Origin of the sequence: Staphylococcus succinus (assembly GCF_029024945.1) — a bacterium.
GTDB classification, from domain to species: Bacteria; Bacillota; Bacilli; order Staphylococcales; family Staphylococcaceae; genus Staphylococcus; species Staphylococcus succinus.
On sequence record NZ_CP118976.1, the window covers coordinates 1,579,110 to 1,598,076 of the forward strand.

Genomic DNA, 18,967 nt, shown 5'->3' on the forward strand with positions numbered 1-18,967 from the left:
TTAGGATTGTTCATCACTCTACAAAGCTAAGTCATGAAATTGACACGCCATTGATTACTTAGCTATTATTAAAAACATCACATAGTATATATTAGCATTTTTTACATTTTGAAGATAATAAAATACATAGTTTTTGCCATTTTAAACACAACTATATAATATCATGAAGTGTATCAATCACTATACACATTTCAGCCATCTAATATGTGATGAGCAATATAAATTTTACAGCAAAAAAATAAGCCTCAAAGAGACTTATTTTAACGTTTTTATTTACATAGCTTGTGACGTATTGTCGCAAGCAGAAAATGCATTATTTAATACCATTCTAAGATAATTCATATCATGTAGTTGCATTGCGTTATGATATTTTTTAAATGATTCTTCAGTTGGAAAGTTAATGTGTATATTTGCAAGTCGATCTAAAACCTCTTTGTCTTCCATATCAAAAGCATCTCTCACTTTGTAATACCTCCCTTGTATAAGCATATTATATCAAACGTGAAAATATTTTCAATAATTTTCTGAATATTTAAAAAACATAAAATGCCACGAAACGCGCCACAACAATAACTATTAAAGAAAAATTTTTTTGAATTTAAACATACAATAAAGGGATAAATTACTTCGTTAAAAAGTATTTTAACTCATCTATATCTACGAAATAATATCACTATTTTGCATCGCCCTCCTTCAATCAATACTATCTTCCGTTTTTTATTAGACCGCACTTATAACATAAGTTTAAATTGACATCCTTTCACCTTACCACAGACAAAAATAAGGGCTGACAGTTACTTTTTTAAGTAGCTGCCAGCCCTTTATTGACGGTCTATTTAGACTTTTTGAGTTGTTCCTCTTGATTTTTATTCATCATCGTCATCATTTGATTTATTTTCTTTTGAGATGGTTTTTGACCCATTTGCATCATCATCATACGTAGCATCTCTTCATTAATTGGTGGGTTCTTTTTAAGGTAATCCATCATATATTTTCTTGCTAGGAAAAATCCACCGACTAATCCAATAATAAGTGCTAACACGATTAATACTATTGCTAACCAAGTTGCCATTGTTTCACCCACTTTCCTATCCTAATGAATTTTACTAAAATTAGTACTCTATTTCAAGAGTAACTCAATGAATATCTTCTAACCTTATGTATTATATCAATTTCAATTTCAATTTGTAAATATAGTCACATATTTCTTTGATATTAAAAATTGGTATGAGAACAAGCGCTCCCATACCAATAATTAAATGTTATTAGACATTTATTAGAATGTTTGAATTTGATTCAATACATTTTCTTTAGTGAAACCATATTTTTCAACTACTAAATCGCCAGGAGCACTAGCACCGAATCCATCGATAGCGATGACTTTACCTTCAGTACCAACGTATTTATGCCAACCTAGTGATGATGCCATTTCAATAGCAACTCGTTTGGTAATTGATGATGGCATTACTGATTCTTTATACTCAGCAGATTGTTGATCAAATGCATTCCAGTTAGGCATTGAAACAACACGTACACCTTTACCTTGAGCTTCTAAATCTTTAGCAGCTTCAACAGCTAAATTAACTTCTGAACCAGTTGCTAATAATAAGAATTCAGGGGCTTGTTCTGATTCGAACACTACATAAGCACCTTTACGTACGCCTTCTTCAACTGTTTCTTTTGGAAGATCCATAGTTGTAAGATTTTGACGCGTTAGTACTAATGAAGTTGGTGTATTTTCAGATTCTAATGCCACTTCCCAAGCTACACGTGTTTCGTTCCCATCTGCTGGACGAATCACATTCATATTTGGAATCGCACGTAAACCAGCTAATTGTTCTACTGGCTCATGTGTTGGACCGTCTTCACCAACAGCAATTGAATCATGAGTAAAGATAAACGTTGAATTTAAGCCCATAATTGCTGATAAACGTAATGCTGGTTTTAAGTAGTCACTGAATACGAAGAATGTTGCACCGTATGGGTGTAAACCACCGTGAGCAGCCATACCATTTACTGCAGCACCCATAGCAAATTCACGAACACCAAACCAAATATTTTTACCTTCTGGTGTATCTTTATCAAAGTCAGTTGCATCTTTAACATTTGATTTATTTGAACCAGCTAAGTCTGCTGAACCACCGAAGAATGAAGGCACAGATTTACTTAATGATTGAATAACTTCTCCAGAATCTGCACGTGTTGCACCACTATGTCCAGCTTCATATTCTGGAAGTACATCTTTGTAGTTCTCTGGTAATTTACCACTAATAGCTAATTTAAACTCTTCAGCTAATTCTGGGTATTTATTGCTGTATTCTTCAACAAGTTTATTCCATGATTCTTCTTTTTCATTCGCACGTTTTAGCATGCTTTGTTGGAAAATTTCATAAACTTCTTCCGGCACATTGAAACGTTTTTCAGGGTCTAAACCATAGTTTTCGAAAGTTAGTTTTCTTTCGTCTTCACCTAATGGCGCACCATGTGCACCGCTTGAATCTTGCTTGTTAGGCGCACCGTAACCAATAATCGTTTTAATTTCGATAATTGTTGGCACATCTTGTGTCTTAGCTTCTTCAATTGCTTTATCGATTGCATCGATATCATTGCCTTCTTTGACAAAAATATGTTTCCAACCATAAGCTTCGAAACGACCTTTAATATCTTCAGAAAATGCTTTGTTTAAATCACCATCTAAAGAAATATCATTTGAATCATATAAAACGATAAGTTTATCTAATTGGCTATGACCTGCTAAAGATGCTGCTTCGTGAGAAATACCTTCCATTAAATCACCATCTGATGCAAGTACATATGTGTAATGATCCACTACTTGTGCATCATCTTTATTAAATTTACCTGCTAGATGTTTTTCAGCCATTGCCATACCAACTGACATAGCAAACCCTTGTCCAAGAGGACCAGTAGTTACTTCAACACCATCAGTGTGTTTAAACTCAGGATGTCCAGGCGTTTTTGAATCCCATTGTCTAAATTGTTTAAGTTCTTCTAATTCTAAACTACCTGAAACATGTAAAAGGCTATACAATAACGCTGATCCATGACCCGCAGATAATACAAAACGATCTCTATCAAAGAAATCTTTTGATTGGGGGTTAAAATTTAAATGACGAGTCCATAAAGTGTATGCCATAGGAGCTGCACCCATAGGTAGACCAGGGTGACCTGAGTTTGCTTGTTCAACAGCGTCAATACTTAAAGCTCTTATCGTATCTACCGCTAATTGATCTTTTTCTTTATTCATCTAAATGACTTCCTTTCTTCTAGCTAGTTTCATAATCATTATACATGATTTTTCATCTATTTAACAAAAAAATGAGTTAATTTTTTTCTTCCTCATCTTTAGAATCTAATATTTTTTTTACTTTATCTGGTGTTACATCATTACCTTCTGGATCAATCACTCTTGTACTTTCAATTTGCTGTTTAAATTTCTTTCTAAACGAATCTAAATATGCTTTGCGTAATTTGGATTGTTCTTTAGCTTCATTCTCAGTTAAGCCAACTTCCTTTTTCTTTTTAGCGAGTTCATTAATACGTTCTATATTAACGCCATCCATCTTTGCCATAAGAAACCTCCGTATTTCATCAATATAGAAAAATATAACAAAAAAGTGAACGAAACTAAATAGTTTCGCTCACTTTCCTCCCATTTGCTAATTCAAAAGCACCTTATCTTTATTATAACTTTGACTACTTTATTGATGCGCTGCTGCAATTAATGCTTGTTCTATGTGTTCGCTTTTTCCTTCTGAAGTTGGTTGGTTTCGTTCGTGTTTGGCTGTATCTTGTGTAATTTGATGATCCGTCATCTCGTACGTCTGTTCTGATTCAGCATTGTTATCAGCACTTATAATAAATAAAGCACATAATACCATGGTAACAACAAGCACTGCTATATATGGTTTTACTTCTGATTTATATAATTTCATCATTTAATAACACTCCTAGAACATTTGTTTGTATAACTAACTTAACAGAACACCTGTTCTAAGTCAATACCAAAACGAACAAACGTTTGTAAAATGTATATGTGCGTGCTATAATAAGTATAAATCAATCTAGGGAGTGCCTATTATGAGAGAATTAACTAAGCGACAAAATGAAATTTTTGAATATATAAAGCAAACGGTTCAATTAAAAGGCTACCCACCAAGTGTCCGTGAAATTGGTGAGGCTGTCGGTTTGGCGTCAAGCTCAACTGTACATGGCCATTTATCAAGATTAGAAGAAAAAGGTTATATAAGAAGAGACCCTACTAAACCACGTGCTATTGAAATTGTGACCGAACAAGTAGGTGAAGCAGTTAATATGGAAGAAACCATCCACGTTCCTGTAATCGGTAAGGTTACAGCAGGCGTTCCAATTACAGCTGTAGAAAATGTCGAAGAATATTTCCCTTTACCCGAACACTTTACTTCAACACATAACAGCGACATTTTCATTCTTAATGTTGTTGGTGATAGTATGATCGAAGCAGGTATATTAGATGGAGATAAGGTCATAGTCAGAAGTCAGACAATCGCTGAAAATGGTGATATTATTGTAGCTATGACTGAAGATAATGAAGCTACAGTAAAACGATTCTATAAAGAAAAAGCACATTATCGTTTACAACCTGAAAATAGCACTATGGACCCTATTTATTTAGATCATGTTACTGTACTAGGTAAAGTCGTAGGTTTATTCCGAGAAATGTAAAGTCATATCATACAGTTCTAATAGTACTCTCACAAAAATAAGAGGCTGAGCGCATGCGCTCAACCTCTTATTTTTCGTCTTTTTTCTCTAAAACTTCTTTTACTTTTTCAAGTATATCTTCTGTTTTATCTTTTTTATTTGTTGTCATAACTTATTCATCCTCACAAATTAAAGATACCCTTATACAACAAAATCAAACATTATCCTGTGTAATTTTCAGTCCAATATGGTTGTCTTTCTTCATTAAACTCAACACCTACGCCAAGTGTTTTAAAAGATTGTTTGAGTATATTTTTTCTATGACCTAATGAATTCATTAAACCTTGGTGTGCATATATACTACTTGTTTGACCGTAAGCTAAATTTTCTCCGGCCGCATTAAAATCATGACCATCCGCTTCTAATCTATCGAACGGCGAATCACCGGATAAATTATTATGATCAAAATAATTATTTTCTGCCATATCTTCACTATGCGCTCTAGCAGTATCAGAAATACTAGATGAATAATTTAATGTTGCTAAGTCATGTTGCACCCTTTCAGCATTAACCAAATCAAAGTTTTGCAATTCAAAGCTTTGAGCTAATCCTTCTGAAGGCGCACCATATTGTTGTTGTAAACGGCTCTCCATATTATCGCTAACTTGTAAAAGAGCAGTTAAGTTATTGTTCTCGTGCTTATCATAAAAAGCTGTTGTATAAATTTGATCATCATGAAAATTATCATATTCATCATCTTTTACATCGAATCTAACATGTCCTTTTTGCTTTTCAGTAATAGGTTTACCTAGCCTATCTCTGACTGTTTCTTTAGGTGTACCATATTTAATTTTAGATTGAGATGAAATGACATTTTGGTTGCTATACAATGCATGCACTTTATTATCAATATAACTGACCATTACAAATGCTTTATAATCGCCTGAATAATAAGTATGCCAATTTGTACCATATTCATTAGATGTAACACGTTGGGCATAGCCTAACTTCTGCTCCACAGTTTGTTTGGTCATATTCATTTGAATATTATTGATTGCAAACTCTTGTTTGCTAGGAACTTTAAGTGACTTGTCCGAGGTAGAATTGTCCGAAGTCCAACTATTCACTTTAGTTTTTACTTGTTGTTGTAATGCTTCCATTGGGGCTGTCTCTTTTACAGGAACTACCAACACGATTACTAAAATAACAACGATATATAATAGAAATTTTCTAATATGTCACACCTACTATTAAATTAGTCTCTATCTCCATTAAAAATAGAGTTTTTCACGACTACATAATCCACTTTTCTCAATGAATTTAAATCTTTGCCACCTGCATATGAAATAGAACTTTGTAAATCTTGTTGCATTTCCACTAAAGTATCAGATAAAGAACCTTTGTGTTCAACAAACATTTTTTTACCTTCAACATTTTTATGTTCACCTTTTTGGAACTCCGATGCACTACCAAAGTATTCTTTATATAATTTACCATCTAACTCTACAGTTTCACCTGGTGATTCTTCATGTGCCGCAAACAATGAGCCAACCATTACCATTGAAGCACCAAACCTAATAGACTTCGCAATATCACCATGTGTTCTAATTCCACCATCAGCAATAATAGGCTTACGTGCTGCTTTACTACAATGGTTCAAAGCTGCTAACTGCCAACCACCTGTACCAAAACCAGTTTTAATCTTAGTGATACAGACGCGCCCTGGTCCAATACCTACTTTAGTAGCATCTGCGCCAGCGTTTTCAAGTTCACGCACACCTTCAGGCGTACCAACATTACCAGCAATAACAAACACTTCTGGAATAAAACGTTTAATATGCTTGATCATATTAATAACTGAATCAGAGTGCCCATGTGCAATATCAATTGTAATATAGTCAGGAATAACTTTTTCAGCAGCTAATTTTTCAACAAAATCAAATTCACGTGCTTTAACGCCAACTGAAATAGATGCAAAATATCCTTTTTCCTGCATACGCTTTGTAAACGGAATGCGTGCTTCTTCATCAAATCTGTGCATAATATAGAAATAATTGTTTTCTGCAAACCATTCAGCCAACGTTTCATTCATAACTGTTTGCATGTTGGCAGGAACTACAGGTAAATTAAAACTTCTTGGCCCAAATTGAATAGTTGTGTCACATTCAGAGCGACTATCAACAATACATTTGTTTGGTATAAGTTGGATATCTTCGTAATCAAATATTTTCATAGTTAAACAAACCCCTAACATTTTTAATAATACAATCGTTTAATGGTAAGATTTTCATGATGATTTCCTTTGTTCTAAATGAAATTATATCTAATTTTAGCATAATTTCCGAACAATAACTTTTTCCACTCATCTTCACCATTAGATAATATACATTGTTTTATCATAAATGTAAATGGACTATAGTCGTAAATTACCAACTAGATTTTTTAACTCCTGGAATTTGTCCTTTGTGTGCATACTCTCTAAATGCAATACGTGACATTTCAAATTTGCGATAAACCCCTCTAGGTCTACCTGTCACTTTGCAGCGTCTAGTTAACCGTGTAGGTGAAGAATCCCTTGGTAACTTGCTCAATGCTTCATAGTCACCTTTAGCCTTTAATTCTTCACGTAACTCATGATATTGATTAACTAAACGTTCTCTTTTTTGCTCTTTTGCTATTTTGGATTTTTTCGCCATTAACTTTCAACCTCTCTTTTATAAAACGTAATGATTACGTTTTGTATAATAACACACTTTTTTACTTTAGCAAATAATTAAATTGTTAATATTCATTCTATATTCTGTAAGCAGCAGCTTTTCCTTACAAATATATCTCCTAATTTATTTTATCTTTGATGCTCAATAAGTACGATCAAATGTAGTTTTAATGTAATTCTTTATTACTAAATCTTATATGTTTTGAAGATTTAACTATTTAATCGAAATACACAATTGATAATTACTTATAATTGTGATAAAATTTTAAAACGTAACAATTCCTATTAAGAAAGAGGTGTCGACTTTGCGCGTTAACATTACATTAGCTTGTACAGAATGTGGCGATCGTAATTATATTTCTAAAAAGAACAAACGTAATAATCCAGAACGTATCGAACTTAAAAAGTTCTGTCCTAGATTAAATAAATATACATTACATCGTGAAACAAAATAGGGTTCTGTCCTTATTAGCTTTTTTAAATACGACAGATTTACTTTCAAACCTGAAACGAGCGCATATTGCAGCTTATTTCAGGTTTATTTTTTGTCGCTAAATTCAACTTTTAGTATGCTCAATTCTTCTATTTAAATATATATTTGTTGAGGTAACTATTTTTAAATAGCAAAAGTTTATGAAATATTACCAATCTATATTTCATAGCACTCATACCTTATATCGTCTATATCTACACCATCGATAATAGTGTTTTACTTTTACCTAAATAAAAAAGAGCATCGCATTTACGACACTCTTTTACGCACCCAATGATAAGTTAGAATACTAACGGCAACTAATCTTTAATTTCTAAATCTACATCATTAATATCAATACCTAATGCTTGGGCTACACCTTTACCATATTCAGAATCCGCTTTAAAGCAATGACGAATATGACGATGTTGTACTTCTAATGTTGTACCTTGCATTTCATTAGCTGTATTTACAAAAATACGCTCTTGTTGCTCCTTAGATTGTAATCTAAAGAGACGACCTGGTTGTTCGAAATAATTATCATCATCTTCTCTATAATTATACTCGTAAGCTTCGCCTTCAACTGGTAAACCAGGTTTTTTAAATTCGGGTTGATCTTCAAATGAACCATCACTGTTTGGATAGTAATGTGTTCCCCCACCTTGGTTATTATCTAAGATTCGCATTTGACCATCTCTACTAAATGGACAAATATTTTCAACACCTACACCTTTAGGTTGGTTAACTGGTATTTGCCAATGATTTACGCCAAGTCTGTAACGTTGCGCATCACCATATGAGAATAAACGACCCTGCAACATTTTATCAGGTGAAAAATCAATTCCTGGAACGATGTTTGTTGGTGCAAAAGCAGCTTGTTCGACATCTTGGAAGTAATTATCTGGATTACGATTAAGTTCAAATTCTCCTACTTCAATTAATGGATAGTCGCCTTTGTACCAAACTTTTGTTAGGTCGAACGGATTATCTTTGTGCTTTCTAGCTTGTTCTTCTGTCATAACTTGTATATACATTTTCCATTTTGGGAAATCTTTATTTTCAATCGCTTCAAATAAATCACGTTGCGAGGACTCTCTGTCATCAGCAATCGTTTGAGCTGCTTCATCAGGTTGTAAATTTTCAATACCTTGTTGTGTTCTGTGATGGAATTTCACCCAAACACGTTCTCCTTTATCATTATATAAAGAGTAAGTATGAGAACCAAAACCGTGCATATTTCTAAATCCTTTTGGAATACCTCGATCTGACATCAAAATAGTCACTTGATGCAATGCTTCTGGTAGAGAGGTCCAGAAATCCCAATTGTTTTGTGCACTACGCATATTTGTTCTAGGGTCACGTTTCACTGCATGGTTTAAACTCGCAAATAATTTAGGATCTCTAAAGAAGAATACTGGTGTATTGTTACCTACTAAATCCCAATTCCCTTGATCAGTATAAAACTTCAATGCAAAACCACGAATATCACGCTCGGCATCGGCCGCACCTCTTTCACCTGCTACAGTAGAAAAACGTGCAAACATTTCTGTCTGCTTCCCAATCTCGGAAAAAATACTTGCAGATGTATACTGAGTAATATCATTTGTAACTGTAAATGTACCAAATGCACCAGAACCTTTTGCATGCATACGTCGCTCTGGAATTACCTCCCTATCAAAATGAGCCATCTGTTCTAAAAAGTACCAATCTTGCATCACCATAGGTCCTCTAGGGCCTGCAGTCATACTATTTTCTCTATCAGAAACTGGCGCACCAAAAAGACTAGTCAATCTTCTATTATTGCTCATAATGTTTCCCCCTAAAATTAATTCTAGATAATAATGATTATTATCTAGAATTAATTTTAATGTATACTGCACTTAAAAGCAACAAACTAACATATAAACTTATGATAATTTTCCGAAAATTTAAAATATTGATGATTTTAGTAATATAAAAAGCATTGATTGTAATAAGTAAAAGCATTAAAATGGAGTGTATATAAAATTTAATAAATTATAGGAGACAAATTATGGCGCAAAATAACATGAAACGTGGTCTTAACTCGCGACATATTTCAATGATAGCTATTGGTGGTGCAATTGGGACTGGACTATTTGTAGCGACAGGAAATGTAATCTCTCAAGCAGGCCCTGGTGGTGCAATATTAGCTTACTTGATTATCGGAGTGATGTTATATTTCTTAATGTCATCTATTGGGGAGTTAGCTACATTTTATCCAGTATCAGGATCCTTCAGCTCATATTCAACTCGATTCGTAGATAGCTCTTTAGGATTTACAATGGGATGGCTATATTGGGTAATGTGGGTATTGGTAACAAGTGTTGATATCATTATTGCATCTAGTGTACTGAATTACTGGGAAGTATTTAGTTTCTTTAGCCCAGTAACATGGAGTATGCTCTTTTTATGTTTACTCTTGTTACTAAATATTTTTTCAGTTAAGGCTTTTGGTGAAACTGAATTTTGGTTATCACTTATCAAAGTCATAACTATCATTGTATTTATTATTATTGGTATTTTAACAATAGTGGGTATCTTAGGTGGAAAAACGTATGGTTTTGACCATTTCACTACTGGACAAGCCCCCTTTGTTGGCGGTATTTCTGGCTTTTTAGGTGTCTTGTTGATTGCAGGGTTTTCTGTTGGTGGCACTGAAGTTGTTGCAGTAACAGCCGGCGAATCTTCAAACCCTCATCAATCGATGCCTAAAGCTATTAAACAGGTGTTTTGGAGAATATTATTATTTTATGTGTTATCAATTGCAGTTATTTCAGCAATTATACCTTATACTGATCCACTACTGTTAAATAAGTCTGAATCAGTAAGCCAAAGTCCGTTTACTATTGTATTTGATCGTGTAGGTATCGCTTTTGCTGCTTCTGTCATTAATGCAGTTATTTTAACTTCACTGTTGTCGGCAGCCAATTCTGGTATTTATACAACAAGTCGTATGTTGTTCTCAATGTCTGAAGATAAACAAGCACCGCGTATTTTCGGAAAATTAAATAAAACGACTAAATTACCTATGATTTCTATATTCACTACGTTTATCATAGTACTACTTATTATTATATTGGCTCAATTTAAATCAGACATCGTCTTTTCACTACTTAATATAATTGGTTCATTGGTAATAGTAGTTTGGGCATCTAGTATTATCTCACAAATACGTTTACGTTCAGCAATCAAAAAGCAAAATAAAAATCCCGACGATGTGCTTCCATATAAAGCACCGTTCTATCCGTTAGGACCTATTATTGTCATTGTTGCATTACTTTTCTTATTTGCTGGTAATTCATTAGGCGCTCTCATCTCTGGTGATTTTTTAGCAGTACTACGCAATATTTCACCAATCATTATTTTAGCTATTATTTACTTTGCACATAAAGTAGTTCGTAAAACTAAAATCATTAAACTTGAAGAAATGGATTTAAAAAGTCACAAGTACGAGTAAATAAAACAAGGATACATTAACATCTAATGTATCCTTGTTTTTTATGTATATAGTTAATAGAATAGAAACTAAAACTTATCGTACTCTGATTAGCGTACAAATTACATATTCTACACTTCATAACACGAAAACGCTTCCTTAACTAAAATTACATGAGATCTTGATATTTTCAGTTTAGTGAAATTATAGTATAATTAAGTATAATAATAAACGTTAACCTAGAGGTGGAAACTATGATTGGACAGACAAACTTATTTGACGACATTTTAGAAACTGAAGAACGCTTCGTTATTGTTGTGCAATCACTTGAAGACAGACACAACCGCTTGATTAAGCGCACACTAAGAGAATATAGTAGCTTGGATCATTCTCAAATGGAAAGTCTCTTTGACCATCTTAAAGACTTATTTTTAGAAGAAGACTTTGAAGAAAATCAATCTGCATTTTCTATTACTGTATATACAAATTTAGATTATGCTGCTGATCATGTATATGCACACGTTAAGAGACATCGTGGCAAACATGAATGGACACACACAGCTAAATAATGTGACTCACATCGTAAAACAATAAAAAAAGGGCCGATATATCTAGATATCGGCCCTTTTTTTATTTTAAAAGTGTTTTTAAAGCGTGAGGAATACCGTTCTCCCCATTACTTAAAGTAACTTCATCAGCAACAGCTTTAACTGCATCGTTAGCATTATCCATTGCTACTGCATAACCAACTACTTCAAGCATTGATATATCATTAGAACTATCTCCAAATGCAATAACTTGTGATAAGTTATAACCTAATTTATCACATAATGCGGTAACAGCATTGCCTTTAGATACATCTTTAGCCATAAACTCTAGGAAATAAGGTTTACTCGTTGTAACGTCAACATCCTCATTAAAGTGTCCTGCTAATTCGATATTCAAAGCCGTAACATTTGGTACATAATCTACACCCATTGCTTTCGGCACTTCTGTTTGAATATAGTCCTTAATATTATCTACGCGTTTCATCGGTAAGCCAGTTAACTCAGATTCTATATTCATATATTCATGCTCACCTTCATATATGATATAGCCTCCATCATACGTTAAAACGAATAATTTATTTTCTCTGCAGTAATCTACTATTAAGTCAAAATTTTCTTTAGAAATTGAGCGACTCACTTCTACTTGCTCATTGCTAACGTTAATTGTCTTACCGCCGTTATAACTGATTACATAACTATTATTTTGGTCTAGTTGTAATAATTTTGCTGTCGGTAACATTCCTTCTGTTGGACGACCTGAAGCTAATATCACTTTATACCCCTGACTTTGTGCTTCAATCAAATAAGCAGCTGTTTCAGGGCTAACTTCATTATTAGTATTCATCAATGTGTCATCCATATCCATTACTATAACTTTATAATCACTCATGTTGCCTGTCTCCTTTCAACATCTCTTTATATATTACTATATATTAAAGACGTTGGTACAGTACTTTAGATACTACGCCACTTTCATTGATAGTTACCAATTCAGAACGACAATCATCAAACTCGCCTTTGAGCGCCCTTACTAATTCACCACTACGTTCTGGTGCAATAAGCGTAAGTACTGTTGGACCGGCACCACTAATAACTGTAGCATAAGCTTGATATTGTTTAGCTATATCTTTAATTGACTGAAACTCTGGGATTAAGTGTTGACGATATGGTTCATGAAAGCCATCTTGTTCCATCATTTTTCCTGCAAGCTCATAATTGTGTTGAATCAATGCACTGATCATAGTATTACTGATTGCACTATTTTGTACGGCCTTTTTATGTGAAAATGTATCTGGCAAGGTATTTCTGGAATCATCAGTTCGTAGTTCGTATGATGGTATAGTGATAATAATATCTACTTTAGGCGTATCGATATACGAAACATCCGTCACTTTAGTATCCGGATTATAATACCCTAAAACAAGACCACCGTAAATTGTTGGCGCTACATTATCTGGATGCCCTTCAAACTCTGTAGCTAATTGAAGTAATTCGTATTTAGACAATTCGATATCACCAAAATAGTTAGCAATATAGAGCGCACCAACTAAAGCTGATGCTGAAGAGCCTAACCCTCTCGCAAGCGGAATCTCACTTCTCATTTCAATATCTAACCCTGGTAAGATGACATCGTATTTGCGTGCAACTTTCTGCGCAATTTGATAAATATAGTGTCTATTATCTGTGGGTAAATCTTCTACATTAGGTCCAACATGATTAAAACTCCATACACCACTTGTATTTGTTTTTACATCTAAATATAAAAATTTATTTAAAGCCATTCCTATAGAATCAAAACCGACACCTAAGTTAGCGGTAGATGCCGGAATTTTTAAATGTAACATGTTGCTCATGCTATAGTGCCCCTTTGATATATTCTAAGATGCTCTTTCTATCATTTGGTAAAGGTTTGATAGGATTATCTAACAATGATATCGCTGTGTCAGGATCTTTTAATCCATTACCAGTGAGTACAGCTACAACCTTCTTACCTTGTGGCAGCTTACCAGCACGGTGTAATTTTATCAATCCAGCTACAGAAGCATTACTCGCAGGTTCACTAAAGACACCTTCTTTACGTGCCATTAATTGATACGCTTCTAAGATTTCTTCATCTGTAACACTATCAATTAAACCGTTTGATTCATTTAATGCATTTGTCGCTTTATCCCAACTTGCAGGGTTACCAATACGAATTGCCGTTGCAACAGTATCAGGGTCTTTTACTACTTTGTTTTGAACGATAGGCGACGCACCTTCAGCTTGGAATCCATACATATGGGGTAATGATGTATTATCACGTTCATGGTATTCTTTAAAACCTTTCCAATAGGCTGAAATATTACCAGCATTACCTACAGGAATAGATAAAATATCAGGAGCTACGCCGCCTAATTGTTCTATAACTTCAAAAGCACCTGTTTTTTGTCCCTCTATTCTGTAAGGATTGACTGAATTTACCAGTGCAATTTCCCCATTTTCAGCAACTTCTTTCACAATCTCTAAGGCTTCATCAAAATTGCCTTCAATAGAAACAATTTCTGCACCATACATGACAGCTTGTGATAGTTTACCTAAAGCTATTTTACCTTCAGGGATAACTACGATTGCTTTTAGACCTGCACGTGCTGCATAGGCAGCCGCTGATGCTGAAGTATTACCTGTAGATGCACAGATCACTATTTTTTTCCCTTCTTCTTTAGCTTTAGCCATAGCCATAACCATGCCTCTATCTTTAAAAGAACCTGTAGGATTTGCACCTTCATATTTAACATGTAATTCAATGCCAAGCATTTCTGATAAATTTTCACAATAAACTAATGGCGTGTGACCTTCATTTAATGTTAATTGTGGTGTATTTTCATTTACTGGTAAATATTCCTTGAATTCTTTTACTAACCCTTGCCATTTCTCCATTTTAATTAAACCCCTTCGACTGGATATATTTTCTTAACGATATAACCTGATTCTGTTATTGAAGACTCTGGTGACTCATCTATACCTACGATAATCACACCAACTGTATGTGCATCACGTTCTTTGATAGCTAATGATTTATGGAAAGGTAAGTTAGCTTTAATCAATGACTCAACTTTATTAAGCTCATCACCATCAGTTTGGACAACAGCATAGTAACTTTCTTTTTCTTTAATTGTCACCGTGTCTTCATCCTCCATCATTTCTTTTGTTGCTTCTGTTTTCAACTCAAAATGTGGTGGTAACGTGTGTAAATTAGAATCAAAATTTAATGTTACATTTAATAAATCACTCACTACAGCACTACCTGTGGCTAAGCTACCTGCACCTTTACCGTAGAACATCGTTTCTCCAACAGCATCACCAATAACATAAATCGCATTAAATTCATCTTCAACAGCAGAAAGTTGATGTGCTTTATTGATTAACGTTGGTGCTACAGATGCTTGAACCTCTCTATTTTCATATGTACCTTTACCAATCAATTTGATTTTATAACCTAACTCATCTGCAACTTTGATGTCTGATAATTCAACATCACTAATACCGTGTCTTTCTACATCAGACAAATTAATCACTTGGTTAAATGTTAAATATGATGTAATTACAACTTTTCTTGCTGCATCGACACCTTCTACATCATCAGTAGGATCTGCTTCTGCAAAACCTAGTTTTTGAGCTTCATCTAATGCATCTTCAAACGATGTTTCTTCTTGAGTCATTTTACTTAGGATAAAGTTAGATGTACCATTTAATATCCCCATGAATTTACTAATGTTATTGGCATTCAAACCATTATTAATCGCGTTAACAATTGGAATACCTCCAGCAACACTCGCTTCGTATTTCAGTGCTACATCGTTTTCTTGTGCTAAATCTTCTAACACATTCAAATGAACAGCTAGTAAATCTTTATTTGCAGTAATAACATGCTTCTTCTGACTTAACGCACGTTTCAACCAGTCAACCGTCGGCTCAATGCCGCCCATTACTTCAACAATAATATCAATAGAATCATCGTTTAAAATTTCATCAATGTCTTCTGTTAAATTATACTTCGATACATTAATAGGTCTTGATCTAGATTTGTCGCGGACTAAGATATGTCTAATATTAATATCCTTGTCCATTGTGTCTTTAATTTGTTGTCTGTTCTCTTCGATTATCTTAACTACACCTGAACCTACAGTACCTAAACCGAGCAGGGCTACATTTAATTCTTTCATAACTTCATTCCTCCGATTGTTCTTCTAAAAAATACAAGTGTACAGTTGAAAAATACTTGAATATGGTATAGTATAAATTCATTCATTATTTTTGTAAAGGTTGAATATTTAAATCGTATATCTATACTATCACTCTCGTGATAAAAACTAAACAAAATTTTCTGATTTTTTAGAAAGGTTGTATGTCACTATGAAAGTAGCGAAATTTGGAGGAAGTTCTGTTTCTAATGCAGAACAAATAAAAAAAGTATTAAATATCGTCAATTCGGACGATGATAGAAAGATTATTGTTGTTTCTGCACCAGGTAAACGCCATAAAGAAGACGTCAAAACAACTGACTTACTGATACGTCTATACGAAAAAGTCATTGCAGGTTTAGACCATATTTCTAAAAAAGAAGAAATTATGCAACGTTATGCTGATATTATTTATGAATTAGAAATGCATGATAATTTATTGTTCACTATTGATAAAACGCTAGAACATTACATCAAGACATTAAAAAATAAACCTTCTCGTTTATTAGATGCGCTACTCTCTTGTGGCGAGAATTTCAATGCCCAACTCATTGCTGAATATAATAATAGTCAAGGTATACCTACGCGTTACATTTCACCAGGTGATGCGGGTATCACAGTTACCGATTTACCACAAAACGCGCAAATCTTAGACCATTCTTATGAAGATATATACCAATTAAGAGCGTATAAAGAAAAATTAATTATTCCAGGATTTTTTGGTATTTCAAGACAAAACTATGTTGTAACATTCCCTCGTGGTGGTTCCGACATTACTGGTGCAATTGTTGCACGAGGTGTAAGAGCTGATTTATATGAAAATTTCACAGATGTCTCAGGTATATTTAGAGCAAACCCAACTATTGTAAAACACCCTGAAGTCATTGATGAAATTACCTATAGAGAGATGCGCGAGTTATCTTATGCTGGCTTTGGTGTATTTCATGATGAAGCACTGCAACCATTGCATAAAGATAGAATTCCTGTCGTTATAAAAAATACAAATCGTCCTAACGATACAGGTACTTTTATTCGCCATGATAGAGAAATCAATTCGAATAATATCGTCAGTGGCATCAGCTGTGACAAAGACTTTACAGTACTAAATATTAAAAAATATTTAATGAACAGACAAGTTGGATTTACACGTAAAATACTTGGCGTGCTTGAAGATTATAATATTTCATTTGATCATATGCCTTCTGGTATAGATAGTATAAGTATTATTATGCGTTCAAAAGAAATTCAAAATCGCGAAGAACAAGTGTTAAATGATATCCGTAAAAATTGTGATGTGGATGAATTAAGCGTTGAACACAATTTAGCTATACTCATGATTGTTGGAGAAGGCATGCATAGAATTGTCGGTACTGCGAATACAATTACCCATGCCCTTGCAGAGTCTAATATCAATTTAAAAATGATGAACCAAGGCGCTTCAGAAATTTCAATCATGTTCGGTATCGATGTTACTGATGCTGAAAAAGCAGTTAAAGCTACATATGAATATTGTTATAACGGCGAATGTTTGAAATTGTAAAACTAAAATCCTTCAAATCGTAAGTGTCTTGATTAAAACAAGACTTTTGTTAACGATTTGAAGGATTTTATATAGCTTTCTTTTCTGAATTTAACGCTTGATTTATACGTTCATCACCAACAACTAAACGTAATATTACAAATTGATAATAACTCAAAGAGTCAATAACACTACGATAATTAGGTATCTGATGATAATCAATCGGATCTAATAACTCATACATTAAAACAATCTCAGGTTTCACATAATCAACATCCCATTTGATTGAGTGGAAATAAATATGTTTCTCTGGCATGCGTATATTATGATTCCATCTAAACATCCAATCACCATCTTCAACATCATATATAATAACTGTCATGATTAATTCATTTTGATCAAAAACATTGGCATGTGTAATCTTAGAGAACTCTATTTCAGAAAAGTCTGAAGTGCTCTGTGTTTCATCATATAAATTTATATGATATGTTTTGGGGATATACTTTAATACTTCAGCAAGAAATTTTCTTTCAACACTGATATCTACTTTACCGTCTAAATTAAATTCATCATGTAAAAATAATTGCTTAGCGACCTCGCCATTATATTTAAATAGATTACCAACTTTTTCGTTTAATCTATTAACAAGCGTTTTAACATTTTTATTATTGTTCAAATGAGCACCTCCTCTAAAAGTAAGCGTTTCCAATAATATACATTATATAATTTGTAGTTATAATTTTCAACGTATTACTCACATATTTGAAAACTATTTTATATGTTATTAAAAATAACCAATAAACATGTAGTCACTTAATGATTCTGTATTTAAAAACTCTGGCCGATTCACAATCAACGTATCGTTTGCATTGTTATATAATGTCAGTTGAAGCTCTGCAACTTCCGGTATAGATTGGTATAGCGCATCCTCAATCATATACGGCACAGCCGCAAAGTAATAACAAATTTGATATTTTGAAAAAGTTTGTACAACATCCGGACCGACAATAATATGATATGTGCCATTTACCACACCGTTAGGTAAAATAATATTAAAATCAGTGTACTTAGCTACATATTTAATAATATCAGTTGAATAGCTTATCACAGAAATTTTAGTTCCTGTCTCATATAAATAATCAATTATCTTATAAGCAGTAGGATGATTATCGAAAGCGATAATTTCACCTTTCTTTATTTGCTGCATTATTTGCTCGAGATAATTTTTGATAGCACTCAAATCATTGTCCCCCATCTTCAACGTATCTTTTGTACCCTTATTATATCTATTAATCCCCCTAAGTGTAAACGAAATTCATCCCTAATATTAACAT

Annotated in this window: 20 protein-coding genes; 5 read left to right on the top strand and 15 right to left on the bottom strand. The window is 33.5% G+C overall.

The features are described 5' to 3' along the window. Positions 1 to 273 precede the first annotated feature (273 nt). The 5 genes from PYW31_RS07720 to sosA form a co-directional block, all read right to left on the bottom strand. On the bottom strand, positions 274 to 462 hold the full coding sequence (locus PYW31_RS07720) for a hypothetical protein (protein ID WP_046836336.1): 189 nt from the start codon (positions 460 to 462) through the stop codon (positions 274 to 276). A 370-nt stretch (positions 463 to 832) separates the two neighbouring features. Next, positions 833 to 1,072 (bottom strand): YneF family protein, encoded by a 240-nt coding sequence (locus PYW31_RS07725; RefSeq protein ID WP_046836335.1) that lies wholly within the window; start codon positions 1,070 to 1,072, stop codon positions 833 to 835. Positions 1,073 to 1,276: 204 nt separating this feature from the next. After that, a complete protein-coding gene (tkt, locus tag PYW31_RS07730; protein ID WP_046836334.1) occupies positions 1,277 to 3,265 on the bottom strand; it encodes a transketolase in 1,989 nt (662 codons plus the stop codon). A gap of 76 nt (positions 3,266 to 3,341) precedes the next feature. Further along, positions 3,342 to 3,590 carry a DUF896 domain-containing protein gene (locus PYW31_RS07735; RefSeq protein WP_046836333.1) on the bottom strand — a complete coding sequence of 83 codons (249 nt, stop codon included), beginning with the start codon at positions 3,588 to 3,590 and terminating at the stop codon, positions 3,342 to 3,344. A 129-nt stretch (positions 3,591 to 3,719) separates the two neighbouring features. Next, positions 3,720 to 3,956 carry a DNA damage-induced cell division inhibitor SosA gene (gene sosA, locus PYW31_RS07740; RefSeq protein WP_046836332.1) on the bottom strand — a complete coding sequence of 79 codons (237 nt, stop codon included), beginning with the start codon at positions 3,954 to 3,956 and terminating at the stop codon, positions 3,720 to 3,722. Positions 3,957 to 4,098: 142 nt separating this feature from the next. Here sosA and lexA point away from each other — a divergent pair, with 142 nt between their 5' ends. Next, on the top strand, positions 4,099 to 4,722 hold the full coding sequence (gene lexA / locus PYW31_RS07745; protein ID WP_046836331.1) for a transcriptional repressor LexA: 624 nt from the start codon (positions 4,099 to 4,101) through the stop codon (positions 4,720 to 4,722). A 200-nt stretch (positions 4,723 to 4,922) separates the two neighbouring features. Here lexA and PYW31_RS07750 read toward each other — a convergent pair whose 3' ends face one another. The 3 genes from PYW31_RS07750 to rpsN all read right to left on the bottom strand — a co-directional run bounded on the left by PYW31_RS07750 (position 4,923) and on the right by rpsN (position 7,397). Continuing rightward, positions 4,923 to 5,861: a CAP domain-containing protein gene (locus tag PYW31_RS07750; protein WP_394298759.1), complete on the bottom strand. Its 939-nt coding sequence runs from the start codon at positions 5,859 to 5,861 to the stop codon at positions 4,923 to 4,925. A gap of 95 nt (positions 5,862 to 5,956) precedes the next feature. Beyond that, the gene (gene guaC, locus PYW31_RS07755; protein ID WP_046836329.1) at positions 5,957 to 6,934 is read right to left on the bottom strand and encodes a GMP reductase; all 978 of its coding nucleotides are present in this window, start codon (positions 6,932 to 6,934) and stop codon (positions 5,957 to 5,959) included. Between the two features lie 193 nt (positions 6,935 to 7,127). Further along, positions 7,128 to 7,397, bottom strand: coding sequence for a 30S ribosomal protein S14 (rpsN, locus tag PYW31_RS07760; protein WP_046836328.1), 270 nt, complete (start codon positions 7,395 to 7,397; stop codon positions 7,128 to 7,130). A gap of 325 nt (positions 7,398 to 7,722) precedes the next feature. On the opposite strand from rpsN, the gene rpmG reads away from it, so the two are divergent. Further along, the gene (gene rpmG / locus PYW31_RS07765) at positions 7,723 to 7,872 is read left to right on the top strand and encodes a 50S ribosomal protein L33 (RefSeq protein WP_046836327.1); all 150 of its coding nucleotides are present in this window, start codon (positions 7,723 to 7,725) and stop codon (positions 7,870 to 7,872) included. Between the two features lie 337 nt (positions 7,873 to 8,209). Here the strand turns inward: rpmG and PYW31_RS07770 are convergent, their stop codons facing one another. Beyond that, complete coding sequence (locus PYW31_RS07770; protein ID WP_046836326.1) at positions 8,210 to 9,697, bottom strand: catalase; 1,488 nt, start codon at positions 9,695 to 9,697, stop codon at positions 8,210 to 8,212. A gap of 224 nt (positions 9,698 to 9,921) precedes the next feature. Here PYW31_RS07770 and PYW31_RS07775 point away from each other — a divergent pair, with 224 nt between their 5' ends. Both PYW31_RS07775 and PYW31_RS07780 read left to right on the top strand, forming a co-directional pair. Further along, complete coding sequence (locus PYW31_RS07775; protein WP_046836325.1) at positions 9,922 to 11,367, top strand: amino acid permease; 1,446 nt, start codon at positions 9,922 to 9,924, stop codon at positions 11,365 to 11,367. A 233-nt stretch (positions 11,368 to 11,600) separates the two neighbouring features. Further along, a complete protein-coding gene (locus tag PYW31_RS07780) occupies positions 11,601 to 11,915 on the top strand; it encodes a hypothetical protein (protein ID WP_046836324.1) in 315 nt (104 codons plus the stop codon). 61 nt (positions 11,916 to 11,976) lie between these two features. On the opposite strand, the gene PYW31_RS07785 is transcribed toward PYW31_RS07780, so the two are convergent. The 4 genes from PYW31_RS07785 to PYW31_RS07800 are packed head-to-tail and all read right to left on the bottom strand — an operon-like array spanning position 11,977 to position 16,096. Continuing rightward, positions 11,977 to 12,783, bottom strand: coding sequence for a Cof-type HAD-IIB family hydrolase (locus PYW31_RS07785; RefSeq protein ID WP_046836323.1), 807 nt, complete (start codon positions 12,781 to 12,783; stop codon positions 11,977 to 11,979). Positions 12,784 to 12,826: 43 nt separating this feature from the next. Continuing rightward, complete coding sequence (gene thrB / locus PYW31_RS07790) at positions 12,827 to 13,747, bottom strand: homoserine kinase (protein WP_046836322.1); 921 nt, start codon at positions 13,745 to 13,747, stop codon at positions 12,827 to 12,829. A 1-nt stretch (position 13,748) separates the two neighbouring features. Next, positions 13,749 to 14,810, bottom strand: coding sequence for a threonine synthase (gene thrC / locus PYW31_RS07795; RefSeq protein ID WP_046836321.1), 1,062 nt, complete (start codon positions 14,808 to 14,810; stop codon positions 13,749 to 13,751). Between the two features lie 5 nt (positions 14,811 to 14,815). Next, positions 14,816 to 16,096, bottom strand: a complete 1,281-nt coding sequence (locus PYW31_RS07800; RefSeq protein ID WP_046836320.1) for a homoserine dehydrogenase — start codon at positions 16,094 to 16,096, stop codon at positions 14,816 to 14,818. 190 nt (positions 16,097 to 16,286) lie between these two features. Here PYW31_RS07800 and PYW31_RS07805 point away from each other — a divergent pair, with 190 nt between their 5' ends. Further along, on the top strand, positions 16,287 to 17,654 hold the full coding sequence (locus PYW31_RS07805) for an aspartate kinase (RefSeq protein WP_046836319.1): 1,368 nt from the start codon (positions 16,287 to 16,289) through the stop codon (positions 17,652 to 17,654). Positions 17,655 to 17,721: 67 nt separating this feature from the next. Here the strand turns inward: PYW31_RS07805 and PYW31_RS07810 are convergent, their stop codons facing one another. Together PYW31_RS07810 and PYW31_RS07815 are read right to left on the bottom strand one after the other, a co-directional pair. Next, complete coding sequence (locus tag PYW31_RS07810; RefSeq protein ID WP_046836318.1) at positions 17,722 to 18,309, bottom strand: hypothetical protein; 588 nt, start codon at positions 18,307 to 18,309, stop codon at positions 17,722 to 17,724. Between the two features lie 108 nt (positions 18,310 to 18,417). Further along, entirely contained in the window at positions 18,418 to 18,873 is a 456-nt protein-coding gene (locus PYW31_RS07815; RefSeq protein WP_046836317.1) for a sugar phosphate isomerase family, read from the bottom strand. Between the last annotated feature and the right edge of the window lie 94 nt (positions 18,874 to 18,967).